The sequence below is a fragment of the Skermanella sp. TT6 genome, from assembly GCF_016653635.2.
In the GTDB taxonomy this organism is placed as follows: domain Bacteria; phylum Pseudomonadota; class Alphaproteobacteria; order Azospirillales; family Azospirillaceae; genus Skermanella; species Skermanella cutis.
Genome location: NZ_CP067421.1, coordinates 304,397 through 329,960, shown reverse-complemented (window position 1 = coordinate 329,960; position 25,564 = coordinate 304,397). Strand labels below are relative to the sequence as shown.

Sequence of the window (25,564 nt, the reverse complement as noted above, 5' to 3'; positions counted from 1 at the left end):
GTGGACATCACGCGCACCAGCCTCGCCTCCGGCATCACCCGCACCCGCGACATTCCGGTTACCCAGGAGCAGCTTGAGCGCTGGCAGCAGGGCGGGCTCATCCAGGACGTGATGCCGGAATTGTCGGTGGAGGACCGCGAGTTCATCCAGTCCGGCATGACGCTGGCCGAGTGGGAGCAGATCGGGCTGGAAGACGATCTCGACGACCCCATGCGGATCGTCGAGCTGGGCGACTGGCATATGCAGGATGACGGACGCACCGAGACACGGGTGAATGTCGGTCAGGACGGGGACGGCTATCACTACGCCGTGGAGACGTCGCTGCTCGGCGGATCGAGCGAGACTGGCTGGAGCAGCGAGACCTTCGTCACGCCGGAAGACGCCCGCAACGCGGGATACTACGTGATGATGGAGCACAACATTGAGCAGCAGCGCGAGTGGGAGCGCGGTCACGAGGAGGGGCTTGGCCTCTGATGTGGGCGGAACTCGCGCTGGAATGCGCCCCGAACGTCGCCGTCTCCACGATGGAGGCGATCATCCGCGTGGAGTCCGGCGGCAACCCGCTGGCGCTGAACGTCAACGGCGTCAAGGTGCAGCCGGTCCTGCCGAAGACCAGGGAGGAAGCCGCCCGCATTGCTTATGAGTGGATGGCGAAGGGGCGCACGGTGGACTTGGGCCTTGTTCAGGTGAACAGCGTCAACCTCCCCGCGCTCGGTCTCACCGTCGAGCAGGTGCTGGAACCCTGCGCCAACCTGCGCGCCGGGGCAGCGATCCTGTCGGAAGGCTACGCGCGGGCGGTCAAGCTGCACGGGCCGGGACAGCGCGCGTTGCAGGCGGCCCTGTCGGCCTACAACACCGGCAGCCTGACCCGGGGGGCGAAGTACATCGCCAAATATTACGGGCAGGTGCCCGCATTGAATGTTGCGCCAATGGAAACAGAAGCGAACAATCCTTATCTTGGAAGCGCGGCTGTTCATTGGCCGGGAGTTCAACATGCGGATAATTAGTAGGCTGATCGGGTTCATCGTCATGCAGGTGGCGCTTGCCATCGGCACGGTGTTCACCCTGCTCGCCAGCGTGGCAGTGTTCGGGCTGTTCCTCGTGCTGGGGGGACTGGCACTGGGCGGCATGGTGTTCTCCGGCGTCTTCCTCTACGACTGGCAGGTGAACGGCAACGCGCAGGCGGGCGTGTTCTTCTGGCAAGCAGTGGGGCTGCTGATCGGGGCAGTGATCGGCGTGAACCTGCTGGCGGCCATGGTAGGCGGGGCAGGGCGGGCGCTGTTCAGCAAACCCAAGGCGGCAACGGTCACGGAAGAGGCCCCTTATCATCCTTATGAGCCGAACCGCGTCGCACGGCGGGAGGCATACAAGCGGCGTCCGATGATGGTGCGACGTTAAAGCCCTATCCCCACGCCCTGTTCTCTCTCCGGCGCTTGCGGCTCTTTCGCCGCCGCCTCCAGTTCCTGCCGCTCGAACGCCCGTGCCGCCCGCTGCGGCTCCACTGCCCGCTCGGCCACGAAGGTTTCGATCAGCCGGCGGTCCGCTCCGGCGGTGATCATGTCGCCCGCGTCCCAGCCTTTCGGAGCCTTCGATGGCGGCACGACCACCTTCACCGACGCGGCTCCGGCCATCTCGGCATAATGGCAGACGCCCGGTTTCGGCCGGCCGTCCCGATCCTTCTCGCCCACCGCCGCCGCCTTGCCGCTCCGGTCCGCATCCGGCCAGATCGTGACGTCCCGGCCTTTCAGCACCGACCAGTCGGCCAGCGACCGGCCGTTGTCGCCCCCGGCCCAGCTGACTACCACAGCGCCGTCGCCCAGCACCTTCTGCAGCGCGTCGGCCTTCTTCTCGCCCATGACGACGAGGACGGGCCGATCCGGGTGCCGCGCCAGCGCCTCGGCATGGTAGAGCGGCCGCGGCCCGTCCATCGAGATCAGGCACCACCGGCCCGCCGCCAGCGGATCGGCGTCCTTTTCCGCCGCCGGTACTGCCCACGTCACCTGCGGCGTGAACTTGCCGCCGTCCGCATGCTCGACGCGCAGCACGTAGCCCGCCAGCTGCCCGGCGCTGTCTCGGTATTCAGCCACATGCGCCGGTCGGTAGGCTTTGCTGACCCGGTCCCGGCCCAGTTCAGCGGCCTTCGGATTGAACACCTCCGCCGTCCAGCCGCCGCCCTTGAACAGCGAGGGCACACCGTCCGGCACCGGGAACACCGGCACCCAGCTTGGCTCTTTTGTGGTCTGGGGAACGATCACTGGCGGCGGCAGCTCGATGCCTGCGCGGCCTTCGAGATAGCCGACCGCATCCTTGAACGACAGGCCGCGCCCCTGCTGCAGCCAGTCCACCGCGTCGCCGTGTGCGCCGCAGCCGTAGCAGGTGAACGTGCCTTTCCGCTCGTTCACATGGAAGCTCGGCGTCCTCTCTTCGTGGAAGGGGCACAGTGCCTTACCGTGCCGGTCGAGCGGCACCGTCTGGCCGATCAGGTGCGTGAGCGACACGGAGCGCTTGAGGTCGTCAATGTGGTGTTTCGGGATACGGGGCACAACTTCTCGTAGACGATCCCACCTCTTCGCGCCAGCGTCTCCGGTTGTTTTCGGCCATCTCGGAACCGGCCCGCCGCTGCGTTCGTCCAACGCCAGCTGCCTCACCTCGGCCACCCCGCGCTCCACCGCCGCACCGATGCGCTCGCCCAGGTCCGCCAGACGCGCCGAGACGGGCTCCAGCGCCTCCGCCGCCTGGTCCAGCCGTTCGGCGACCAGACGCGCCGCAGCGGCCTCCCGGCCGCGCTGGAAGAGGGTGTGCAGGGTCGAGCGGACCTGTCCACGCCGCTGCCGCAGTTCCATGCGTTGCAGGCCGCGCTGCATCGCCCGCGCCGCCCCGCGCTCGATCCCGCTGGCCTTGTCGAGGAAGTCCAGCGCCGTCGCCTTCACCGGCTGGCGCGACAGGTTGCGCGCCGCGTTGGCCCAGACATCGTCTTCCCCGATGATCCGCGTGTCGTTCAGCGGACGCCGCGCCTTCACCTCCGCCCGCTCGGCGCCGTCGCTGATCACCATGAACGAGCGCTGCCTGTGCCGCGTGCCGCTGGAGTAGGCCGAGAAGCCCGTCACGGCCTTCGTCCCGGCGGGCATGGCGTAGATATGCTCGCTGGCGGTCGAGCCCTGCGCCGTGTGCGTGGTCTGCACCTCGCCGTAGGCCAGCCGCACCCGTCCGTCCTTTGCCAGCGTCTTCCACGACACGAAGCCCTCGCGCCCCTTGGCGGTCGCCAGCCGCACGCCTCGCCGGCTGGCGTCGCGCACGGTGAGGATTGAGCCGTTGCGCCCGATGCTGCCACGCTCGCCGTCCGCTCGCGTGCTGGCGAACAGCCGCACCTTGTCGCCCCTGGCCAGCGCAAGGTCGTAGGGCGTGCCGTCCCGGTCGGCCGCGGGCACCGTCACCAGATCCGGGCCGACCTGCCCCATCGCCCGCCGCGTCTCGCGGATCGCCATGCCCAGCTGGTGCGCGTCCATGTTGGTCGGCGCGGAGACCGTCAGGCTGAAGGCGGGATTGTGGGCGTTGGCTTCCAGCCGCTCGCGCACCAGTGCCGCCACGCGCTCTGCCGTCTCCCGGTAGCCGCCCGCCACCAGCTCCGCCGTGCCGTCCTCGCGTTTCATGCCCAGCGCCAGCGCGGCCTTGCCCTCGCGGAACAGCCCGGCGATGTCGCGCTCCCGCTCGGTCTGCTGGCGGATGGTGGTGAGGATTTCGGGAATGGCCTCGTCGCCCAGCGCCTTGCGGAACAGGTCGATGACCGGGCCCGCCTCGATCGCTTGCGCCTGCCGTTCGTCGCCGATCATCACCAGCCGGAACCCGTGATCGGCCTGCAGGCGCAACAGCTCCAGCCCTTGGCGGGTGCCGAGCAGGGACAGCTCGTCGACCACGACCACGGATTGTTCCGATAGCGTGACGGTGCCTTGATCCACCGCCGAGAGGAAGACGCTGATCGCCCTGGTGTTCGCCTTGTCGATGCCGGCGTCGATCAGGTCATCCGCCTGCCGCCATGCCAGCGCAATGCCGTGCACCTCGTCGCCCTGATCCCGCCATGCCGACACCAGCGGCTGGAGCAGGGCGCTCTTGCCCGCCCCGGCCGCGCCGACCATCACACCCAGCTTGCCGCCTTCGCCCAGCCGGTGAATGGCGGCCAGCTGCGCCTGGCCGTGGTCGCTGGTGAAGTCCAGCCCGGAAGCCGCCACCGCCGCGTCGATCTGTTCAGGACGGAGCGCTGCCGAGCGATCCGCGGCGGCCGTCCGGGCTTTCTTGATGAATTCCCGTTCGTGCCGCTCATGCAGGCCGGTAGTGACGCTGCGGGCTTTCTTGCCCGCTTCCTGCCCGAAGATGAGCGTCGTCATCTCGCCGTACTGGCGCACGCCGCGCTCGCGGAAGGCGTCCATGACGCGATCAATGTCCCGGTGATCGTCGATGCCGCTGGCGATCAGCCCACGGGCGGCGGCGGTGCGGGCCTCATGCTCGGAGACGACGGCGCGGCGGTCGATCTCTTTCTCGAACCAATGCAGGGCTTCCACGTATGCCCGGTCGAGGCGCTGCCGAGTTGATGGCCTGTCCCATTTTTCTGCATCATTTGATGCAAAATCTTGGGACACGCCGAAGTCCAAACCGGTCGATTTCGACCGGTTTAAATCATGCGTGAACACCGTCTCATGCTTCCAGTCCAGCTCGTCCGTCTGCCGCCGCCATTCGGCGAAGTCGGCCATGTCGTCCTTGCGCAGCTTCGCCCGCGTCTCGTCATCCAGCCCGGTCGGCAGGCCCTGCACGCCCGCCTTCAGCAGACCGGCGCGGCGCTCCGGCGACAGCTCGTCCCAGTCCAGCCCCTGTGCCGCGGCGAAGCTGCGCGCCGCTTCCTCGCCGTTCAGCGTCTTCTTGCTGAAATGGTCGCGCACATGTTCGGGAATCGCGCTCAGCCGCGCCGACCCCGTATCCTGATCCAGCACGACATTGGCGCCCAAGCCGCGCAGGTTGGTGGCGAGATGCGCCTGATACAGCGCCCCCGCCTCCTTAATGAAGCCGTCCAGCCGGTCGAGGTCGAGCGAGCCGACGCGCCCGTTCTCGCAGAACACCGCGTTCATGACGGTGAAGTGCGTGTGCAGGTCGGGATCGCCCGCCACCTGCACCGGCACGGCCTCCGTCACCTGCCTGCCGTTCTCGTCCCGCGCGATCCAGAGCGTCGGGCGGCTGGTGAAATGGTCGAAGCTGATCCAGCCGACATGCCCCGGATCAGCCCCGCCTTTCCCGCCGTCGCCTTTGCGTGCCCAGGCGATGTGCCGTTCCACGTAGCGCGTGGCGTCCTGCGCGGCGTCACGGTGCGCCTGGTAGATCGCGGCCTGTTCCGCCGGCGTGCCGAACGCCCACGCCACCGACACGCTCTTGTCCGGCGTCAGGCAGAAATCCACGCTGCCAATGGGGATGGATTCTTTCTTCTCGCCGGTCTTCTCATCCGTCCATTCCCGCGCCGGAACGTACCGCTTACCCGTGATCTTCTCACCATCCGCCCGCCTGCCCGCCAGTAGCGCGTTGATCTGCTCCAGACTCACCGGCCTGTCTGGATCGATGCCCAGGCCACGCGCAGCAAGCGGGTGCATGTCGTGCCGTGGCACCGCCTCATCCGCCTTCACCTCCATGCCGCGCGTGTAATAGCGGGCCAGATCGGCCACTTCCTTGGGGATGGTCTGCGTCAGCATGTGCCGCGACATCGGCGCCATCTCGGACGGCTTTCCGGCGGCGATGGTGGCATAGGTCAGCACCGGCCTATTCCTGGATCACGCCGTCTTCATCGACGGTGCCGACCGCCCGATGCACGCCGCGGATGACGGCCATCTCCACCGTCGGCCCCATCCGGTCCAGCATGCCGCCGACCTGCACCAGCACGTCCGTCTGCGTCTTCAGCGTCAGAAAAATCTTCTCCAGCGTCTTCTGCAGCGGGCTGTCCTTCTCCGGCTCCACCGTCGCCGCTTCCAGCAGGGCGGCCAGCATTTCCGTGTGCGTCTCCAGTGTTTCGTTCATCGCGCCCAAGCCCCGCGTCAGGGCGTCGAGGCTGGTTTGCAGGTCGTCGAAGCGGGCGGCGATCTCATCCTCAGCCATGCGCGACACCCTCATTGCGATCCCTTTCTCAAGGAAATTCCACCGTCCCAATCCGTCGCATGGCCGTTAGGCCAATGCCTTGGTCTAGTCATCTTTCCTGCCCGGCATATATGTCTCGTCTTTGTCCACGACTGTAGCACTATGTGTCCCGTCTATGTCTACCAAATATGTCCCTACCTCGTCCGTGCCGTGGACGTACCTATCGCGTCTCTGGCAACCTCTTTTCATGGCAAAGCAAGACGATCCCAGCGTTCTGGCCGACCTGAAGGCGGCGTTGCAGCAGAAGGGCGGCAGTCTCCGGTCCCCGCTGTATCAGTGGATGTACCGGAACCATGACGAACTGGTGGAGCTGTTCGACGAAGCGCCGCCGAATTGGCAACAGGTGACGACGGTGCTGACCAGTCGCGGCTTCACCGGCGTGGACGGCAAACCTCTCCAGCCGCAGTCGGTCCGTCGGCTGTGGCTCCGGGTGAAAGAGCGGCATGCCAAGGCGCAGGAGGGAAAGAAACCGAAGGGCAAGCCGGTCGGCGCAATGCCGGTGGTGCGGGAGGCTTTGCCCCCCGTGACGGCAATGCCGCCGGAGGAGGCGACCACCCCGGCGTCGGACGGTTCTGCCAAGTTGGCCGAGTTCCGCTCGAAGATTAACAGGCATTCAGGAAGGACAGAGTGATGGCGAATGGCAATGGGCACGACGCCACGGCATCGGCTCCCGTGCTGGCGGTCGGTCTCGGTCGCGGGTTCGGCGGCAAGTCCACCGGCCTGTCCGAGCTGGTCTGGCGGGCGCGCAATCAGGGACGCGACGTGATCGTGGCCGATGGGGATGCCCGCTCCAAGACGCTGGCCAGCATGTTTCCCGATGCGACCCGTCCCCGCTCCGAGGAGCTGCCGGATGTGAAGGAGTGGATATCCGACCTCCTGAACAGGATGATTGAGGAGAGGCGCTCCGCCGTGCTCGATCTCGGCGGCGGCGACCGGGTGCTTCAGGAATATGGCCGCGATCTCGGTCTGGTGGAATTCTGCGAGGAATACGGCATCGAGCCGCTGGCGCTTTACTTCCTCGGCCCGGAGGAGGAGGATCTGAAGCACGTCCTGTCGATCTGGGAGGCGGGCTACTTCCGGCCGAAGCGCACCTTGCTCGTGACGAACGAGGGAGTCATCCGGGAGGGAAAGACCATGGCGGGCGCATTCGATCAGACGCTGAGCCACCCCGGCTTTTCGCAGATGGTCGAGGCGGGTGCGGAATTGATCATGATGCGCCGCCTCGCCTGCATGGATCTGGTGCGGAAATCCGGCCTCGGCTTCTACGGCGCGGCGTCGGGGGCGAAGGGGGCCAGCGGCAAGCCGCTCGATCCGACTTATGCCTTCATGGTGAAGAAATGGCTGCGCGATCTTGAAACCGAGAGGGCGGCGCAGGCGGGCTGGCTGCCGTGAGCGACAGGCGGCGGCAGGTCGAGACCTTCTGCATCCAAGCGGGCATGGAGGAAGACAGCCCGTTGCGCCTAGCGCTGGTCACCGTCATGGATACGGCCGAGACGGCGGCCGAAGCGGTGAAGGGCGGCGCGCGCGGCCTGACGCCGGAAGGGGAAGCCGATCTGATCCGGCGCGTTGCGCTGGCGGCGACGGCGGTGACCGAGCGCGAGGCGGCACGGATCGTGCGACGCTCCAGCATCACCACGGCGGCGGTGCTGATGGTGGCGGGGTTGCTGCTGGCTGGCGTCGGCTACGGTGTCGGGCGCTGGGACGGTCAGCGGCAGGGAGTGGCGGCTTTCGAAGGTGCGACATTCCTCGCTCAGGTGGCTGCGCTCAACGATGCGCGGGCTATGGCGGAGAAGTGCCGCCAAACGCGACGGCGTGAGGCGGGCGGGATCGCGTGCGATTTGCCGCCGGTGTGGGTCAAGCGGGGAGGCTAAGCCAATGGAACCGATCATGCTGCATAGTCCGCTTCCCGGAAAACGTTAAGGCATTCCATCCTGGAAAAACGTTCCCAGCATGTGTGAGATGAGGCTCCTTTAGACGGGATGTTAACAGTGAGATCGAGAATTTTCCCCGCAGTCATTGCGACGGTCAGTGATCTCGCGTATCGATGTCCTTCATATTTCGGGAGGAGAACGAGGGAGCAGGTCTTTTGTGCCGGAGCAAGGCCGCGAAACTGGCCCCCGAATTTGCAGGTCTGATCTGGTTCCGCGGCAGAACAGGATCGACTTCCTCGGCTATGCCGAGCCGAAGTAAGCGGGTGCCTGATCTACGCCATCGGGTGAGTAATGGTTTCAGAGGCAGATGTTGCAGCTCCCTCGTGCTGTTTAAGCTTTTGGAAGAATTTTGGGTTCACCCAAGTTTTGTGTGGATGACCCTGGCGTGTTTGGCTCCATCATATACTCGCTATGCATGTGCGAGCACTCGACAGCGGAGTAAGTCGAACCCGGCGCGCCCGTACATCTCGCGCTTGATGACCTTGAGCCGGTTGACCTGACCCTCGACTTGGCCGTTGCTCCACGGCTCGGTCAAAGCGGCGCGCAGCGCGTCCTCATCGCGGCGCAGACCGGTGGCGAACGACGTCAGGGCGCTTCCTTCCGCCTCGCGCAGCCAGCCATCGAGAGCGCCGGCCATCTGGTCCTTCACCATCGTCGTGAAGCGGCGGATCAGATCGACGGCGATGGCGATGGTCGGCGAGCGCTCCAGCAGTGCGGTGACGAACCGCCGGTCGTCGTCGCTGAGCTTATCGGCTTCCCCGGTCAGAAGGCGAACCGCCCGGCGTGGTGTCGGCGGCTCCGGGCTCTTGCTCAGGGCCGGTTTGCCGGGCGCCCCTTTCGGATCTGTAAAGGGCGGATGAAGCTTCCCCGGATCGGGCGGGTGAATAATCCCCAGACGGTTTATCAGGTTATAGGTCGGTGTCTGGCTGGGCAGAGGTCATTTTCGGTGGTCGTCCCCGGCGGCGTGGTTGAGGTTGAGGGGCAGTGATGGATCGGGTTCGAGTGTTGTCCGGGATCAGGTCGGCGTGGCGGCGGAGCCGGTAGCTGGCTCCCTCGATCTGAACGACAACGGCATGGTGTAGCAGGCGGTCCAGCAGCGCGGTGGCGACGACGGTGCCGCCGAAGACATCGCCCCATTCGGCAAAGCCGCGGTTCGAGGTCAGGATCATCGCGCCGCGTTCGTAGCGGGCATTTACCAGTTGGAAGAACAGGTTGCCGCCCCCCGGGATGACGGGCAGATAGCCGATCTCATCGACGATCAGCAGCTGGGGCCGGCACAGAAAGCGCAGGCGTTCGCGCAGGGTGCCCTCCCGCTCCGCCTTGGCGAGCGAACTGACGATGTCGGCCAGGGTGGCGAAGTAGACCGAACGACCGGACTTGACCGCCTCGACACCGAGGGCCAGCGCCAGATGGGTTTTGCCGCAGCCGGGTTGACCGAGGAAATGGACCGCCTCGTGGCGATCGACGAAGTCGAGCTGGGCCAGCGCCATGATGCGGTCGCGGTCAAGCGAGGGCTGGAAGGAGAAGTCGAACCCGCCCAGGGTCTTGATGTTGATCAGCCGGCCCATCTTCAGCGCGGACCTGACGCGTCGCCCCTCCCGCAGGGTCAGTTCCTCGCCGAGCAGGGTGTCGATGGCCTCCAGGGCCGAGATCTCGCCGCGTTCGATCCGGCGCAGGATATGCTCCAGCACTTCGAGCGCGCGCGGCATGTTGAGACCGACCAGGTGAGCGCGGATGCGGTCGAGCGTGGCGGGGCTGGCCGCCGGATCGAGGGTGGTTGCGGTCATGGGGCACCCTGCTGGCTGGCGAGACGGCGGCCGATCGCGTCGTAGATGGCCAGCGAACGGGGTGTCACCGTGCTGCCCCGAGGAGGCTCGGGCCTGGTCTCCTCCCGGGCCGTCCTGCTGTTGGCCGGCGGCGGCTGGGTACGGTGGCCGGGAGCGATCCGGCGCTGGCCGCGGCCTTCCTGTGCCGGATGGGAGGCGATGAGCATGCCGTCCTCCAGGATGTTGACCGCGCCGGCGGTAATCTGCACCTCGACGGTCCGCCGGCGGGTGCTGTCGGGCACGGAGTAGAGATTGCCGGCAACGGAGACCATGCCGTCGCGGGTGATGCGGCGCTCGAGTGCCAGCACGGTGTTGAAGGGACCGGCCGGGAGGGCCTTGAGGTGATCGCGCTCCTCGGCGAAATGCTCGACGACGACACGCTGGGTGGTGGCGTGCAGGCGAACGTTGGCGACCTGGTCCAGCCACTGGACGAACTGGGCATTCAAGTCGTCCAGATTGCGGAAGGTGCGGGCGAGGAAGAAGTCCTCCCGGACATAGCGGAAGGGCCGCTCCACCTTGCCCTTGGTCTGCGCCCGGTAGGGCCTGCAGGCCTTCGGCAGGAAACCGTAGCAGGCGGCCAGATCGAGGAGCTTGGCATTGTAGGCGATCCCCTTGGCCGGCTGGTCGGGGTCCTCGACGTCACCGAGCACGGCGGTCTTCATGCGGTCATACAGGATCTGCTCGGGCACGCCGCCGAACGCCTCGAAGGCGGCGATGTGGCACCGGAGCACGGTCGGCAGATCCTGGCGGGCGACGAAGCGGGCCCACATCATGCGGCTGTGGCCGAGCACGATCGAGAACAGCCAGACGATCCGCTCGACGTCGGGCTGGTCGGTGAACACGGTCTTGAAGAAGGCGAAATCGACCTGGGCCTGCTTGCCGGGCGGTGTCTCGAACCGGCGCTCGAACTGTGTCTCGGGCCTGGGCCGGACGGTGCGCAGGAAATCCTTCAGCACGGTATAGCCGCCCTGGTAGCCGAGCGCGCGGATATCCCGGAGCAGACGTCGGCCGCTGAGTTCCGGGAAGGCCTGGAGGCGCTCCCGCAGGTAGGGTTCAAAGGGGCCGACAAGGGTCTGCCGCGGGGGCCGCGGCGTGTAGGCGGGCGGCTCCAGCCCATTGGCGATGTACTTGCGGATGGTCTTGCGATCCAGGCCGGTCCGGCGCGCGATTGCCGACACGCTCAACCCCTGGCGGGCGAGATCGAGAATCATGACGAGTTCCCCAAGTGTGACCACCCACGCCCTCCCTCAATCGACTGAGGGGATTATGGGCCAAGGGCGGCTACACGGTTCCGAGGCGCCTGCTCCGGAGCCGTGCCGTTGCGTCAGCCTGGGGAAAGTTCATCCGCCCGATCTGAGGAGTATTCAGGTCCATCCGCATTCCCGGTGCACAAGCGGCAAGTGCATTTCCACGTCATATTTTCTCCGATGTCATGCGGCCTCCAGAACCCGATAGCGCAGCAGGTCGAAGCCGGCCCGCCCGCACATGGTACGCTTGATCGTCTTGAGTCGACTGACCTGACCTTCCACCGGGCCGCTGCTCCACGACAGCGACAACCCGGCCCGGACCGCCGCCAAGTCCCGTTTCAAGCCGCCGGCAAACCCGGTCAGCGCCGTTCCCTGCGCTGCCGCGAGCCACGGATCCAATCCGTCGGCCCGCCTCTCTCGGACCATCGCGCGAAACTCCCGCGCCAGCGCGATCACCACGGCCAAGTCCGGCGATCCGGCGAGCAGGGCCTCGACGAACTTCCCTGCGGTCTCGTCGATCTCGTTGGCATCGGCCACCACCAGCCACGCCGCGCGCCGGCCGGAGGGCGCCTTCCAGGCGGTCGTAGACGACTCCAGGTCGGCAGGCCCGGCACCGGTGCCCCGCAGCCGGCGCCGAACCCATTCCTGCACGGTCTTGGGTCGGCCCGAATAGCCCCGGTCGCGGATTTCCCGCCACAGCCGGGCGGTGTTGGTGCAGCCCTCGGCCCAGCGTTGCCGCAGGTACTCGGCATGGCGGTCGATTGTGCTCCCATAAGCCGGTTTGCTCCACGACGGAGGCCGGCCCGCCCGCAACCATGTCCGGATCGTGGCGCGGTCCAGGCCAGTGCTGCGGGAGATAGCACTCTGCGACCAGCCGCGGGCGTGCAGTGCTGCGACTTCCTCGAAACGGGCCTGCCGCGCCGCCCGCTTGTCCAGCGTGCGCTGCTGGCTGCGGGGCAGAGGCCGGGGCTCCGGCGGAGCGTTGGGAACCGGAACCGTCGTCACCGCCGTGGCTGCCTTGGTCGCAGTGCGGATGGCCCGGTGATGCCGGTCGAGAACGCCGGCCAGGGCGTCGCCGAGATTGCGCAGAAGATGCCAACGGTCAGCCACCTGGACCGCGTCCGGAGCTCCGGTCCGGGCGCCGTCGGCATAGGCACCGGCCCGGTCTCGGGCAACGATCTCCACGCCGGGGTGTGCCTTCAGCCAGGCGGCAACTGTTTCTCCGTCGCGATCGGGCAGCAGGTCGATGGGGCGGCTGCGCTCCAGATCGACGATGAGGGTGCCGTAGCGCCGGCCACGCCGCCAAGCCCAATCATCGATGCCGACGACGCGCGGGGTCGGTGCCACCGGGAGGGGAGCCGCCCGGATCAGGCGCAGCAGGGTGTCGCCGCTGACCGGCATGGCGAGGCGGTCCGCTAGGCGGGCGCCCGACTCGCCTCCGGCATGTAGGGCGATGCGGCGTTGCGCCTCGGCGAGGCGGACGGTCCGCCGAACCCTCGGCAGGGCCACCTCCGGCAGGCGCTCGGCGAAGATCCGGCGCGGGCATCTTGGGGCGGAGCAGCGAAAGCGACGGACCTGAAGCTCGAGATGGCCGATCCTCCCCTGCCAGGGGAGATCCCCAAGATGCCGGATGTAGCGGCTGTGGACGCGACGCGAGTGGCGCCGGCACAAGGGACAGGACGCCGTGGCGGCGCGAGCACGAACGGCGACGACAACACGATCAGGGCGGACGACGACCCGCTCAACCGCGAGACCGGCGGGCAGCAGGGACAGCAACGAACTGGACACGGAGAAGACGGCACTCTCGGGGGAAAAGCGTTTCCCCTCATATGGTTATCCTCACCCTCTGGCGCACTCGCCCTGCACCGGGAATGCGGATGGACCAGTATTCACCCGGCACTTACAGGATCGCCAGGAGGGTCCTGCCGCCGGCGCTGTGTCGCCCAATCGCGCACGACAGTGTACTGCCCGGCAAAGCCCCGGTCCCGGAGTTCCCGCCAGAGTGCCGCAGCGTTGTTGCACCCGCTCCGCCAGCGTTCGTCCAGCCAGGCCTTGTACGGGTCGAGGATGCTGGTGCCGCGATCGGCATGACGCCATGTCGGGGCATGACCGGCCCTCAGCCAGCGGCGCACTGTCCTGCGTTCGATGCCGATCGTCCGGGCGATCGCTGTCAGCGACAAACCCTGCTCGCGGAGACGGGCGACTTCAGCGAAGCGGGCATCGCGGCGTTCCTGCGCCGCCTGTGACCGCCGCTCGGTTGTACGCATCGGCCTCTCTGCTGGTGAAGCCGGTTCCGGAACCTCCACAACTGCTGCCAGAGCCGCTGGCTGTGCTGCCGCTCGTGCGGCCGCGCGCAACTCGCGGTGATGCTGATCGAGGAGACCGCGCAGGGCGTCGCTGCCGTTGCGCAGCAGATGCCAGCGATCGAGAATCTGGATGGCGTCGGGCGCGCCCCGGGCGGCGCCGTCGGCATAGGTGCCGGCGCGGTCGCGGACAACTGCCGAGACACTGGGATGCTCCTCCAGCCAGGCCGCCAGAGTGTCGGCGCTGCGGTCGGGCAGCAGGTCGATCACCCGCCGGCGTTCGAGATCGCACAGGATCGTGCCGTAGCGATGGCCCTTACGCCAGGCCCAGTCGTCCACGCCGAGCACACTGACCGGCGGGATCGGCTCGGCATCATCGGCACGGACACGGTCCAGCAGGGTCGTGCGGCTGATCGGCACGCCCAGGGTAGCGGCGTGGCGGGCACCGGGGTTGCCGCCGAGTGCCAGGCCGATAGAGCGATGGATCGCGCGCAACCGGTCGGTCTGGCGTGCCCGCGGGCAGGCGATCCCGGGCAGCGGTTCGGCAAAGGTTCGTCGGGGACACGTGGGCATGGTGCAGCGGAAGCGGCGCATCCGGACGAGCAGGATGGTCGGGTGGCCGAAACACGCGACATCACCGAGGCTGCGCCAGTAGACCCCGTGAACCCGCCGGGACGGCATTCCGCACTCGGTGCACGGGGCCGATGCGGCTGTCGGTTGCGCGCGTAAGGTGATGCGGTGAAAACCTCGGTCGATTTGCTCAAGGACCTCAAGAGTGCCGGGGAAGCCGATGGAATGCAGGGAGATGTTCAAGAGCCAGGCCGCTATGGTGGAGATGACCACTCATATGGCAATCCGGCACTCCAGAGAGCCTTAGCCTCTTCGCGGCAGCAGGCCGGGAGCATCTCCACCTCTGGTTGGTCACACAAAACTTGGGTGAACCTACTGTTTCCACGCCGATGCACAGGACGGCGGCGCCTCCAGCACGTGCACCGGCACGAAGGCCGCGGGGGCGGCCAATTCGCCGCTCTGGAGCTGCCGGCGCCAGCGATAGATCAGGCTGGTGTAGATGCCGTAGCGGCGGGCCACCGCGGCGACAGCGCCACGCCCGCCGCGGGCTTCGCCGACCAGGCGGATCTTCTCCTCGGCCGAATAGGTCCGTCGCCCTCCGGCGCCGGTGATGACCTCAATACGCTGGACCGCCACAGTGCAAACCACGCTGCTTGCCACGATGCCAAGCCGGACACACCCTCGGGCGCCGCCGGCGCCCAGCATTCAGCACGGTGCCCGCACCTCCCGCAAGGCAGCCCACAGACGACGCTTACTTCGCAATAGCCTGGTGTTCGTCTCCTGGAAGGACCGCCGGGCCGTCGCAGCCGCCCTGAAGGACATCTACCGGGCGATCGACGCCACGACCGCCGAGGCCGCGCTGGAAGCCTTCGAGGACAGCGCCTGGGGACGCAAGTATCCGGCCATCGGCCCGTGCTGGCGCCGCATCCGTGCACCAGCGCAGCCATATGGCACTGAACGTGCCTCAATGCGGGGGACCGTCCATCTCACCAACGTAGCCAGTCATGGCAATCCAGCCAGTAGCAAGCCGCGGGCGAAGCGCTGTGACACCTCTGGCACGGTGTCAGGCTGTTTATCCACCCACTGTTCCACGGTGAATTCTGGATGCTGTTCCAGCACCCGCACACCGAAGAACTGAGCCTCCTCAATCGCTCCGCTAAGCGCATAACAGGCTGCGAGAAGCCGGTAACACTCCGAGGGATTGTTCATCCTGTTGACCGTTTGGATCGCCTGAGCATAATCACCCATGACGAAATAGACATCAGCCAAGTTCCAGAGGTACCAGTCGGGATGGTAAGGGTTTAATTCGATGGCGCGCAACACACAGGCGATGGCGTCATCCGCTCGATTCACATATGACAGAGCATCCGCGTAATCAGCCAATACATCGGCGTCATTCGGATTGAGTGAAAGTGCCCTCTCATAAGCACATATGCTAGGTTTTTGTTGTTTCAAATACAAATAGGCGAATCCCATCTCTGCATAGCCACGAGCATCTGTTGAGTCGAGTGCTACGGCTGTTCGTGCAGACTCTAGGGCTGTCCTGAGTGCCTGATCAGGATCGGTGCACCAGCCGTAACGCCAGTCGAAATGGAAGGCTCGTGACAGAGTAGCGTGAGCGCGAGCGAAGGAGGGGTCGAGATCCATAGCCTTTCGAAAGAATGTCTTGGCCTCTTCGTTCGAGGCGCGTCCATACTGATAAAGTAAGAAGTTGCCTCTGAGGTAGCAATGATAGGCTTCCAGGCGCTCCGAGTGGACCCGGAAGGCTTTGGACTGTTCGGCCTGTTCGATTCGGATCGGGAGCTTGGAAACCAGTCGGGATGTTAAGGTTTGCTGCACGATGAAGACATCATGCATGTTTTCGTCGAACTGGTCACTCCAGACAACTTGGTTGCTCAATGCATCAACGAGTTGAACTGTCATGCGCAACCGCCCTTTTTGCCGACGAATGCAACCATCGACGACGTATTGTACGTTGATCCGTTGCGCCAGTTCAGCGTTCGTGACACCTCGGTCATGAAACATCATCGCCGTATCACGAGAAGTTACAGAAAGTTCGTGGAAACGCGACAGGTTAACAATGACGTCTTCTGTCATCCCATCACTGAAGCTGTCGCACTGGCTACGTTGTTGAAGGCTGACGAACGGGCGGACACAGATCGATGGCTTTGCAGAATGGGTTCTCGCGCTAGTAAGCGGCCGCATCGTGGGTCTACGTCTGTCCGCCTCATTATCGAAGTGGATTTGATAGACACCGACAGGTTCCGCTATGTTCTTCAAATTGTGTTCGCCGAGATACCTGAATCCGCATTTTAGCTTGTTCTTTAGCATGTTGTAGGCGACATCCGAAATGCAGATGGCGCCTGGATCAGCGAAAGCCTCAAGGCGGGCGGCAATATTCACGGCATCGCCGTGCAGCATTCCATCTACGTCGATGACGTCTCCGACATTGACGCCGATTCGGAACTGCGGCCGGAAATTGTTTTCACGGTGCCTATTGGGTATAAGGGAGATCTGCTTCTGAACGGCAATAGCTACCTCAACGGCAACAACAATGCTGTCGAATTCGGCAAGCAAGCCGTCCCCAGCAACGCGGATGATCCGCCCGCAGTTAGACGAAATCTCACGCCTGAAAACATCCAGGCATTCTGCCGTGCTCCAGTAAGACGCTTCCTCATCGTCGCGGACCATACAGCTGTAGCCTTTCATATCGGCTACCATGACGGCGGTCAATTTGCGACGTAGTTTCTGGACATCCGTCATACGGCGTGTTCCTTGCCCTCACCTGCCCAAACGAATGTGATCTTTATTCCTGTAGCGAACCGACTATCTATCCCACTTATACTCTTCAATAAAACACTATAATCAGTGAGATAGGACATGCCTAACGAAATTATGATTGAAGGTCTCTTGGTCCGTGACGGAAACGGCTACCTATACTTTGTTCCGGATGAACACCTTGACCTAACCCAACTACAACTACCGGAAGACCAGCAGCCCGGTGGGGATCCCATGCTGCCCGATGGTGAGGATGGGGACCAACTTCAAAGGCTGCTCAACCACTGTCCTGTCATTTGGGGCATCTGCAATGCTCTGCGGGGTCCGTTCCTACGCCTCGAAGACGAGGTCCCGTTGCTGTCATTGAGCCTGTCCCAGTCCTCATCGACATGTGTTCCAGCCCCGCAGCCGGTCGGGTCGATCGAGCTTGATTGTCTGCAACAGATCGCGGCGGAGACGAGCCCGGCCCTTTCATCTAGGGCTTGGTCCTGGGGCCGGGACTCACTGGCCAAATACCAGCCGAGTCAACATTCCGGACTTCTAGTTCGTGGCGAGGATGGAACGCTGTCCTTCATTCCCGATACGGTGATGGAAGCCTATCGCTTACCTGAAAAGGTCCAGCCCAAATGCCAATCGGAAACATCTCAGGCACTTCAGGAGTTGCTGGATCGCTGTCCGCCCGTCTGGAAAATTCGGAATGCTCTTCGTGGCGAGCCTCTCGAGCAGGACGGCCCTGACGCTGATCTCCTGTCGGTGACGGGGCCTAGCGGGCTCTCATTCCAGGGATCGGCGCCCCGCCAGCGCACCCGGAGTCCCTATCTTACTTCCCTTGCGGACTCCGCAGTGTTGATGCGGTTCAGCGTCAATGATCAGCACTGACCTTTCTGATCATCCTGCAGACGGCGAGGTCGCCTCCTGGGACTCGACTCATGCGGTGGCTGATGCATGGCGACACTCCAGCGGACGCACGGGTGACGTAACCGCCTTATTGCTACGCCTGAAGCGGTGGATGCCGACACTTGGCATTACTCGTGTCGCTGACGCTACCGGGCTTGATAGGATCGGCATACCCGTTGCGATGGCCTCTCGGCCAAACAGCAAGTCACTTTCCGTATCAATGGGCAAAGGGCTAACAATAGAGGATGCGAAACTATCGGCGATCATGGAGTCGGTGGAGTCATGGCACGCTGAAAACATCCTGCTTCCGTTGCGACTGGCGACGCCCTCTCAAATGGTTTCTGTAGGAAAATTAGTAGACCTTTCCAGCTTGCCGCTTGCCACTTCAGCAATCCTGACAGACTGGACAAGACTACTCTGGGTTGAGGGCGAGGACTTGAAAAATCAACGAAGGTCGTGGCTGCCATTCGCTTTTGCTAATCTCGATTTAACGATACCGCTACCAGAAGGTTCCGCTCTGTTCCCGCCGTCCAGCACAGGTCTGGGGGCGGGTTTCACCCGCGGGCAGGCGATCGCGCACGGGTTGGCCGAGGTCATCGAGGCGGATGCTCTATCTTTTTGGGGCTTCCGAACACCATCCGAGCAGGATGCACGACGCATCGACCCTGATCAGGTTGCCGATCCGGTATGCCGGCACCTGCTGCACCGGATTCACGAGGCAGGCCTGCTGGTGGGTCTGTGGGACATCGCCGACAAGATCCTGATCCCGACCTTCCTGTGCCGTATCATGGATGCGGAGGTATGGGGCACGTCACCATTCAGCTGGGTGGATGGATCCGCCAGCCACGTCAATCCGGCCGTTGCACTAGCCGGTGCCATCTTGGAAGCGGCTCAAGGCCGCGTCACACAGATAGCCGGGGCCCGTGACGACAATTATCGAAGTTACTACGGCACATTTCCGGAAGACATTCTGGAAGCGCAACGACAAAGGTTACGGACCCGACCCGGTACGGCGCTTCGTTCCCTGGCCGAAAGGCTAGGCGATGCCTCGCCACGGTGCCTACCAGTCGACCGGGCGCAAGCGGTCGCCATGATGGTCGATCGACTGGACCAAGCCGGTCTGAGCCAAGTTCTGGCCGTTGATCTGACGCAGCAACTGATTGGTATTCCCGTCGTAAAGATCGTAGTTCCTGGGGCAGAGGACGGGTATGAAGCCGCTCACTACCAAGCCGGCCCTCGATTGAGCGCGGCCATGGCATGAAGATCATCGTTTTCCTCGGACCAAGTCTGCCTCGGAGTGAAGCCGCCAGCATTATTGATGCGGAATTCCGGTCGCCCGTTGCGCAGGGCGATGTCTATGAAGCCACACTGATCCGGCCGGACGCAATTGCCATCATCGACGGCTATTTCGGCTTTCAGCCCGCGGTCTGGCACAAAGAAATCCTATGGGCTATGACTCAAGGCATTCATGTATTCGGCGCAGCCAGCATGGGCGCTTGGCGGGCCGTCGAACTTGGTCCTTTCGGTATGGTCGGACATGGCTGGATTTATGAGGCCTATCGCGACGGCAGACTGGAGGGTGAGGACGAAGTCGCGATCACCCACGGTCCTGCTGCGGTCGGATACAAGCCCATCAGCGAAGCACTGGTCAACATGCGGCGAACTTTCGCGTCAGCTGCCGACGCTGGTGTCATGACGGTAGATACTGCGCGCCAATTGGTTCAAATAGCCAAACGACAGTTCTTTCCGAAACGCGATTACGAAGCGGTCATCACCGCAGCACAACTACCGGCTGCCCAAGCTGCGGATCTGTCACATTGGATCCGCCGACATGCGATTGACCAGAAGCGACGTGACGCATCGAGCCTGTTACATTGGTTTAGTCAAAATATCAATTACTTATCGGCGCCAAAGCGTGTCGCCTACCAGTTCAGCGCCACCGTGTTCTGGGCTCAGGCCGTAGAGTTGAAACGCCGCGAGATGTTGTCCCGCTACCCTGGAAGGAAGCTTGATCATGCCCGAATTGAGCAGTTCACTAGACAAACGATGGGCAATGCTGATGTTCAATGCCGGCAACAACGACTTGAGCAATGCAAGCCTTAAAGATTTACGGGAACTCTGCCGCGTCGGCGTTTCGCCGCATACTCACGCGGTGGTTGAAATCGGCATGACTGGTGAGTTCTCTGGTTTCATCCGTTATGAAATAACGGAACCGGATGCCCGCTACGATTCACATGATCCGCGTCGGACTGCTTACCGCATGGTCATCGAGCGAATTCCCGATGCTGCGATAAAGCCCCGCGCCAACGAAGAGAAAACACTCACTGAGTTTCTCAGATGGTCGCGGGAGCGATATCCCAGCGTCCACGAAATCTTGGTCCTCTGGGGGCATGGCGATGGTCAGCGCGTGACCATCGACCTTGCAGGGCGTGCTTTGACTATGAATTCCATCAGGAACGCTTTGAAGAACAGCGAGTACACTCCGAAGCGGCCGCTCACCATCCTAGGCTTCGATGCGTGCCTGATGTCCAATATTGAGAATGCGTACGAATTTAAGGACTTCGTCACTCTCCTGATCGGCTCCCAAGCGCTTGAACCGATCGACGGCTGGCCGTACGATAAGCTGCTGGCTAAGCTCAATACCAATCCTGATCCCCTAACGGTCACCCACAGCCTAATCGCTGATTATATTTCCAGCTATCACGAGAGACTTCCCTTCGGCATCTGTCTCGCCGTGGTCGAATTGAAAAAGCTTGATCACCTCGCGTTATTAGTGAGTGATTTGGGCACTTACCTACAAAAGAATGTGACGACCTTGTATGGGGATATCCGGAAAAGTCGCATTTATGCTCAGTCCTTCCTGCACATCGGCTTCGTCGACCTGTTGGATTTCACCAGGAATGTTGCCAATCGTTCAGGCGACGAACATCTCCTCAAGCTTGTAAAGGATATGGCAGCAGCCCATGCCAACTGCATTCGTGCCGAAAAGCTTGGTTATACCGTCAAGGATGCAAGCGGCCTGTCCATCTGGTTTCCATCATTCCGCAAGCAGTTCGAAAAGGGCCGCGACGCTTACACTAGGCTGGCCTTCAGCGCTGAACACTCAGGGTGGCTGAATTTTCTTGACCTGTATCATGCCCGGTCACCTGCCGAATGATATGCTGAACAGCCAGACCTTCATCCAGAATCCGTTGATCCTGGTCACAGCAGCCAGTCAACATTAGCCCGATCGGTAATGAAGCCAAGTTGGTTTGCCAGGGTAGAGTCAATGAACTGCTGTCGGCCAAGTTTGCAAACATGGTGAAGGTCAACATGCGCCTGTTGAGCTTCATTGCCGCTTCAGCATCCTCCACCTCGTGCCGAAACGGCGGCAATAGACATACAGCCGGCGTCAGAAGCGTGCCATGGTGGCGGATTAGTGCTTCCAAGGCTGACTTGAACTGCTTCCTCCAAGCCTGCATGCGAGCGTATTCGCGTGATGCGATCGTTCGCCCACTCTCGATCAGATCTCGGACAGCAGGTTCATAAAGATGGCCACGCGTTTCGAGCAATCTACGATGCCAAGCGTATATCTCGAACGCAGGGATTATGGAAAGCGGTTCGACTGCATCAACTTCATCGAATAAATTGGAGGGCACATATGAGATCTGGGCTCCAGCGTCCCGTAGAACACTCACTGCGTGTCGAAAAGATTGCCATACTGCCTCATCACAATGCCGAACGACGTAAGTTTCCGGAATGGCGAAGCGGAGAGCCTGAGTCTGGGAGCAGGCGATGAAATTGGTATCAAGCCCGCCGGTCAGGGCCGTGTCCATGGTTATGCATGTTTCGACTGTTCGCGCGACGACGCCAACTGCCTCCATACTGCGGGCAACTGGGATAACCCCCATCAGGGAAAAGCGCTTACGGCTCGGTTTGTAGCCGACAAGGCCGCAGAAGGCCGATGGAATGCGCACGGATCCACCCGTATCTGTTCCTAGGCCTGCGGTCGTGATATCAAGTGCCGTCGCCACACTGATGCCCGATGAGGAACCTCCTGGTATCCGGTCGGCATCAAAAGGATTTTTCGGCGTTCCGAATACCTCGTTGATGCCGAGGCTGGATTGTCCGAATGCCGACATCGTCGTGTAACCCAGTAGTACGGCGCCGGAACGACGCAATTTTGCAATCACCGGAGCGTCTCGCATGGCCGGAGCATCGTCGTCGAAAACATGGGAGCCTGCATGGGCGATGTGCCCCTTGACCCGGAATACGTCCTTGATCGAAACCGAAAGTGCCGGCGATAAACCATCGCAGCGTGGTGGATCTGCCTGGTCATCCAGCATCCTCGCGGCCCAAAGCGCTTCTGCCTCAAACAATTCAGTAAAAATTCCTTGTGTTCTTCGCGCAGCTTCGATTCGAGACCGGATATAGGAAGTTGCAGACTCCGAAGATCGTAAAACGTCGCTTTGCTCGCAAACACGTCTGCTCATCATGACACTCCGTTGGCGCAACATCTCATTTCCGTTAAGTTATTTTACTAACATTATCGCCTACATTTTATTGTTCCCTTGACCTATAAAGTTAACACCCACCAGGCTTAATCTGTAAGCGTCGTCTGGCGGGCACCTTGCGTGATCTGACAGTCGCTCCAGGATTGGAAGTTCGGTCGTATCCGAAGGTTGGTAGGAATTGCTGAGGGCGCATTCTGTAGAAGCCGAGTGAGAAACTGTTCGCAGAGGGGGCGTGCCTGCCGGTGCTGATCGGGATGCTACTTTGAGGGGAATGAGGGCTGCCGCACGGGAGGGCGATGGGCTATGTCCGCCGGCGTGTTGCGCGGAGGGGGAAGAGGCAAGGAAGGCCCCATTCCCCGAGTTGATCATGCGATGCGGACGGAGTTCGGGCGTCCCAGGTCGAGCATTCGGTTAAGGACCGCAGCGGCGATCGCGACCTCGGCGGCGCGGGCGGTCTTGTCCCCACGCGTGGTGTAGCAGCGCCCGTTCCGGGGCAGGCCTGAAGGGAGGCGTAGCCGACCGGAGGGCCTGCCCCGGAACGGGCGGTCATCGTGGTTCTCGGGTAAAGTCTGGTCACCACAACACATACCTGATCCAAGGTGACCACGATGACCGATGAGATGATGACGCTTCGTTCGATGCTTGAAAAGGGCACTGATGCCGACGTGCTGCGCGAGATGATCGGCTTCGCCGCCCAGCGGCTGATGGAACTGGAGATTCAGACGCTGACCGGCGCTGGCCATGGCGAGCGGTCGGCCGACCGCCTTGCGCAGCGCAACGGCTATCGCGACCGTGATTGGGAAACCCGCGCCGGGACGGTCGAGTTGAAAATTCCCAAGTTGCGCAAGGGCAGCTATTTTCCTGGCTTCCTGGAGCCGCGCCGGATGGCGGAGAAGGCGCTGACGGCGGTGATCCAGGAGGCCTACATTCACGGTGTTTCGACCCGCTCGGTCGATGATCTGGTCAAAGCGATGGGGATGTCCGGCATCTCCAAGAGCCAGGTCAGCCGGCTGTGCGAGGAGATCGATGAACGGGTGACTACCTTCCTCACCCGTCCCATCGAAGGCGACTGGCCCTATCTCTGGATCGACGCCACCTACATCAAGGTCCGCCAGAACGGGCGGATCGTCTCGGTTGCCGTGACCATCGCGGTGGCCGTCAACACCGATGGCCGGCGCGAAGTGCTGGGCATGGATATCGGCTGCTCGGAAGCCGAAACCTTCTGGATGGACTTCCTGCGCAAGCTCAAGCGCCGGGGCTTGGCGGGGGTCAAGCTGGTGATCTCCGACGCTCACGAGGGCATCAAGGCGGCTGTGTCCAAGGTCTTTCGAGCAACATGGCAACGCTGCCGGGTCCACACGATCCGAACGCAATCGACCATTCGCTTCGGCGATAGCCTCCCGCCCCGGCGGTGGGTTGCGCAGGGGAATGACATGGCGGATCTCCAGACTGTCATCGTGAACAATGATGCGGTCGATGACGAGGTGCAAGAGTGCCTGCCGATCGGCGAACGAGGCATTCTCCAGCCGCTCCCGCACCCGCCCACAGAACGCCGTCAAGTCCGACATGACCGCGCGGGCCTTGGCTCGCTGTTCGCTTAGGCGATGCTGCTGGTCGAGCTGGAATTCCAGAGCGCGGCGCTGGTCGGCTACTTGCCGGCGGCGCTCGTGCAGTTCCTCCAGGCTGATCACCTCCGCCTGATAGGCGTCGAGCAGACGCCGGTCGCTCCGCGCCAGACTGTCCAGCCGAGACCGCAGCTTTCGTTCGGCATCGGATCCTCCTGCCGCGGCCTGGCCAGCCTCCTCGGCGAACTCGCTGAACCGGGCGAGCAGGCGGTCGGGATCGGCAAGCAGATTACGGACATGATCCCACACCGCCCGTTCAAGATCGTCGGCGCTTACCTGGGCCCGCGGACAAGGGACCGGCCGGGCGGTGTGGACGCAATCCTTGCCGGCGCACCGGTAGTACTGACGCACGCCACTGGCCGTTGCGGCTTTGCGGGTGACACCGTGCATGGTCAGGCCGCACTTCCCGCAAGTCAGCAGGCAGCGCAGCAGGTAGTCATGCTTGGTGTTGTTGCGGAATGACAGGGCGGCGTTGCGTGTCAGTTGGGCCTGGGCGCAGTCCCAGGTCGGCTGGTCGACCAGCGGCGGCACCGGGATTGCGATCCACTCCTCCCGCGGTCGCAGCCGACGGCTCCCCTTGCCCGAGTAGGTAGGCTTGCGGCTACGGGGCTTGCGGGCCGGCAGGTATTCGTAGCGGTTCGAGTAAGCGGTTCCGGTGTAGACGGGGTCGGACAGGATGTGGTGGACCGTCGAGGGCGACCATGGCCGCCGGCCGCAGCGCGGGACCCAGGGGCCGAAGTTCAGCCGCCTGAGGATCTGGCGCAGGGTCAGGTCCTCCCCGACCAGCCAATCGTAAAGCGTGCGCACGAGTTCAGCCGTAAGCGATGCGAGTGCACCCTTCTTCCCGGAACCGGGTCTGTGAGCGAGATTACGCGCGGGTTCACGGAGCACGGAGGGGGCGATGGAGGATGGCGTCAGGCTTCATCCCAGGCTTGAAGCCATGGATGAAGACGGGCCGTATCGGCGGGTCGAGGTGATCACGGGACGGTGTCAACGGCGCGTGTGGACGGCACAGGAGAAGGCGCGCATCGTGGCGGAGAGCGCGGTGCCGGGCGCCAACATCTCCGAGGTCGCGCGGCGGAACGGGGTGAACCGCGGCCTGCTCACGGTCTGGCGCCGGGAGGCAGGTGCGGTCCCGGAAGCGACCCCGGCGCAGACGCCGCTGTTCGTTCCGGTCACGGTGGTCGAGGAGCCTGCGCCCGCTCCTCCGCGGGACCGGCGTCAAGCATCCCGGGAGACGGCGCCGGGCCGGATCGAGATGGATCTGCGCAGCGGGCGGCTGGTGTTCCACGGCGCCGTCGATCCCGGCCTCGCCGCGGCGGTCGTCGCGGCCGCCCGAGGGCGGGGATGATCACGCCGCGTCCCGGCCTCAAGGTCGTGCTCGCCACGCAGCCGATCGATTTCCGCAAAGGGGTCCACGGCCTGGTCGCCCTGGTGGCCGAGGCGCTGAAGGCGGATCCCTACTGCGGTGACGTCTTCGTCTTCCGCTCCAAGCGCAAGGACCGGCTCAAGCTCCTGGTTTGGGACGGTAGCGGATTGATCCTCGCAACGAAGTGGCTGGAGGACGGCGGATTCCCCTGGCCGCCGGTCCGGGACGGCGCGGTCCGGCTGAGCGCGGTCCAGTTCGCGCTGCTGCTCGACGGACTGGAGTGGCGCGCGGCCGCGCCGCCACCCGTGAAGACGCCCCGGTGGATGGGCTGAAGGCGTTGATCCGTCTGGGATGCTG

The 25,564-nt window shown here is 63.6% G+C and carries 20 protein-coding genes and 5 pseudogenes; 14 read left to right on the top strand and 11 right to left on the bottom strand.

The annotated features are described in order from the left end of the window. The 3 genes from IGS68_RS29300 to IGS68_RS29290 are packed head-to-tail and all read left to right on the top strand — an operon-like array spanning position 1 to position 1,398. Entirely contained in the window at positions 1 to 474 is a 474-nt protein-coding gene (locus tag IGS68_RS29300) for a hypothetical protein (protein WP_201082669.1), read from the top strand. After that, a complete protein-coding gene (locus IGS68_RS29295; protein ID WP_201082667.1) occupies positions 474 to 1,007 on the top strand; it encodes a lytic transglycosylase domain-containing protein in 534 nt (177 codons plus the stop codon). Before IGS68_RS29300 ends, IGS68_RS29295 begins: the two co-directional genes overlap by 1 nt. Continuing rightward, positions 994 to 1,398 carry a hypothetical protein gene (locus tag IGS68_RS29290; protein ID WP_201082666.1) on the top strand — a complete coding sequence of 135 codons (405 nt, stop codon included), beginning with the start codon at positions 994 to 996 and terminating at the stop codon, positions 1,396 to 1,398. The genes IGS68_RS29295 and IGS68_RS29290 overlap by 14 nt, the downstream gene beginning before the upstream one ends. On the opposite strand, the gene mobF is transcribed toward IGS68_RS29290, so the two are convergent. Both mobF and IGS68_RS29280 read right to left on the bottom strand, forming a co-directional pair. Then, the gene (gene mobF / locus IGS68_RS29285) at positions 1,395 to 5,792 is read right to left on the bottom strand and encodes a MobF family relaxase (protein WP_201082663.1); all 4,398 of its coding nucleotides are present in this window, start codon (positions 5,790 to 5,792) and stop codon (positions 1,395 to 1,397) included. The genes IGS68_RS29290 and mobF overlap by 4 nt on opposite strands. Positions 5,793 to 5,796: 4 nt before the next feature. Beyond that, a complete protein-coding gene (locus tag IGS68_RS29280) occupies positions 5,797 to 6,129 on the bottom strand; it encodes a hypothetical protein (protein WP_201082658.1) in 333 nt (110 codons plus the stop codon). A gap of 226 nt (positions 6,130 to 6,355) precedes the next feature. Between IGS68_RS29280 and IGS68_RS29275 the strand changes: the two genes are divergently transcribed. From IGS68_RS29275 to IGS68_RS29265, 3 genes are read left to right on the top strand one after another with little or no spacing between them, the layout of a single operon-like run. Continuing rightward, positions 6,356 to 6,799 carry a hypothetical protein gene (locus tag IGS68_RS29275; protein WP_201082656.1) on the top strand — a complete coding sequence of 148 codons (444 nt, stop codon included), beginning with the start codon at positions 6,356 to 6,358 and terminating at the stop codon, positions 6,797 to 6,799. Beyond that, complete coding sequence (locus IGS68_RS29270; protein WP_201082654.1) at positions 6,799 to 7,560, top strand: hypothetical protein; 762 nt, start codon at positions 6,799 to 6,801, stop codon at positions 7,558 to 7,560. Before IGS68_RS29275 ends, IGS68_RS29270 begins: the two co-directional genes overlap by 1 nt. Beyond that, a complete protein-coding gene (locus IGS68_RS29265) occupies positions 7,557 to 8,039 on the top strand; it encodes a hypothetical protein (RefSeq protein WP_201082652.1) in 483 nt (160 codons plus the stop codon). Before IGS68_RS29270 ends, IGS68_RS29265 begins: the two co-directional genes overlap by 4 nt. Positions 8,040 to 8,508: 469 nt before the next feature. Here IGS68_RS29265 and IGS68_RS29260 read toward each other — a convergent pair. From IGS68_RS29260 to IGS68_RS29235, 6 genes and pseudogenes are all read right to left on the bottom strand, one after another. Further along, positions 8,509 to 8,901, bottom strand: a pseudogene (locus IGS68_RS29260) (transposase); the annotation flags it as partial. A 106-nt stretch (positions 8,902 to 9,007) separates the two neighbouring features. Continuing rightward, a complete protein-coding gene (gene istB, locus IGS68_RS29255) occupies positions 9,008 to 9,886 on the bottom strand; it encodes an IS21-like element helper ATPase IstB (protein ID WP_201076558.1) in 879 nt (292 codons plus the stop codon). Continuing rightward, a complete protein-coding gene (gene istA / locus IGS68_RS29250; RefSeq protein ID WP_201076556.1) occupies positions 9,883 to 11,160 on the bottom strand; it encodes an IS21 family transposase in 1,278 nt (425 codons plus the stop codon). Before istA ends, istB begins: the two co-directional genes overlap by 4 nt. A gap of 195 nt (positions 11,161 to 11,355) precedes the next feature. Then, positions 11,356 to 12,960 carry an ISL3 family transposase gene (locus IGS68_RS29245; protein ID WP_201070890.1) on the bottom strand — a complete coding sequence of 535 codons (1,605 nt, stop codon included), beginning with the start codon at positions 12,958 to 12,960 and terminating at the stop codon, positions 11,356 to 11,358. 128 nt (positions 12,961 to 13,088) lie between these two features. After that, positions 13,089 to 14,288 (bottom strand): annotated as a pseudogene (locus IGS68_RS29240) (ISL3 family transposase); the annotation flags it as partial. A 129-nt stretch (positions 14,289 to 14,417) separates the two neighbouring features. Further along, complete coding sequence (locus IGS68_RS29235) at positions 14,418 to 14,693, bottom strand: transposase (protein WP_201082650.1); 276 nt, start codon at positions 14,691 to 14,693, stop codon at positions 14,418 to 14,420. 103 nt (positions 14,694 to 14,796) lie between these two features. Between IGS68_RS29235 and IGS68_RS29230 the strand changes: the two are divergent. After that, positions 14,797 to 14,979: pseudogene (locus tag IGS68_RS29230) on the top strand (transposase); the annotation flags it as partial. A 68-nt stretch (positions 14,980 to 15,047) separates the two neighbouring features. On the opposite strand, the gene IGS68_RS29225 reads toward IGS68_RS29230, so the two are convergent. Next, a complete protein-coding gene (locus tag IGS68_RS29225) occupies positions 15,048 to 16,808 on the bottom strand; it encodes a tetratricopeptide repeat protein (protein ID WP_201082648.1) in 1,761 nt (586 codons plus the stop codon). A 117-nt stretch (positions 16,809 to 16,925) separates the two neighbouring features. On the opposite strand from IGS68_RS29225, the gene IGS68_RS29220 reads away from it, so the two are divergent. Genes IGS68_RS29220 through IGS68_RS29205 form a run of 4 tightly spaced genes read left to right on the top strand, consistent with a single transcriptional unit; the run spans position 16,926 to position 20,877 of the window. Further along, positions 16,926 to 17,702, top strand: a complete 777-nt coding sequence (locus IGS68_RS29220) for a hypothetical protein (protein ID WP_201082646.1) — start codon at positions 16,926 to 16,928, stop codon at positions 17,700 to 17,702. Beyond that, on the top strand, positions 17,689 to 18,981 hold the full coding sequence (locus IGS68_RS29215) for a YcaO-like family protein (protein WP_201082644.1): 1,293 nt from the start codon (positions 17,689 to 17,691) through the stop codon (positions 18,979 to 18,981). The genes IGS68_RS29220 and IGS68_RS29215 overlap by 14 nt, the downstream gene beginning before the upstream one ends. After that, positions 18,978 to 19,823, top strand: a complete 846-nt coding sequence (locus tag IGS68_RS29210) for a TfuA-like protein (RefSeq protein ID WP_201082642.1) — start codon at positions 18,978 to 18,980, stop codon at positions 19,821 to 19,823. Before IGS68_RS29215 ends, IGS68_RS29210 begins: the two co-directional genes overlap by 4 nt. After that, positions 19,735 to 20,877: a clostripain-related cysteine peptidase gene (locus IGS68_RS29205; RefSeq protein WP_201082640.1), complete on the top strand. Its 1,143-nt coding sequence runs from the start codon at positions 19,735 to 19,737 to the stop codon at positions 20,875 to 20,877. Before IGS68_RS29210 ends, IGS68_RS29205 begins: the two co-directional genes overlap by 89 nt. On the opposite strand, the gene IGS68_RS29200 is transcribed toward IGS68_RS29205, so the two are convergent. Then, the gene (locus IGS68_RS29200) at positions 20,810 to 22,195 is read right to left on the bottom strand and encodes an amidase (RefSeq protein WP_201082638.1); all 1,386 of its coding nucleotides are present in this window, start codon (positions 22,193 to 22,195) and stop codon (positions 20,810 to 20,812) included. The two genes, IGS68_RS29205 and IGS68_RS29200, sit on opposite strands and share 68 nt — an antisense overlap. 626 nt (positions 22,196 to 22,821) lie before the next feature. Here IGS68_RS29200 and IGS68_RS29195 point away from each other — a divergent pair. Continuing rightward, a pseudogene (locus tag IGS68_RS29195) lies at positions 22,822 to 23,580 on the top strand (IS256 family transposase); the annotation flags it as partial. Positions 23,581 to 24,129: 549 nt separating this feature from the next. Here the strand turns inward: IGS68_RS29195 and IGS68_RS36380 are convergent. After that, positions 24,130 to 24,645, bottom strand: a pseudogene (locus tag IGS68_RS36380) (recombinase family protein); the annotation flags it as partial. Between the two features lie 133 nt (positions 24,646 to 24,778). Between IGS68_RS36380 and tnpA the strand changes: the two are divergent. Then, positions 24,779 to 25,189 carry an IS66-like element accessory protein TnpA gene (tnpA, locus tag IGS68_RS29180; RefSeq protein ID WP_201070912.1) on the top strand — a complete coding sequence of 137 codons (411 nt, stop codon included), beginning with the start codon at positions 24,779 to 24,781 and terminating at the stop codon, positions 25,187 to 25,189. Next, entirely contained in the window at positions 25,186 to 25,539 is a 354-nt protein-coding gene (gene tnpB / locus IGS68_RS29175) for an IS66 family insertion sequence element accessory protein TnpB (protein ID WP_201070915.1), read from the top strand. Before tnpA ends, tnpB begins: the two co-directional genes overlap by 4 nt. Positions 25,540 to 25,564 lie beyond the last annotated feature (25 nt).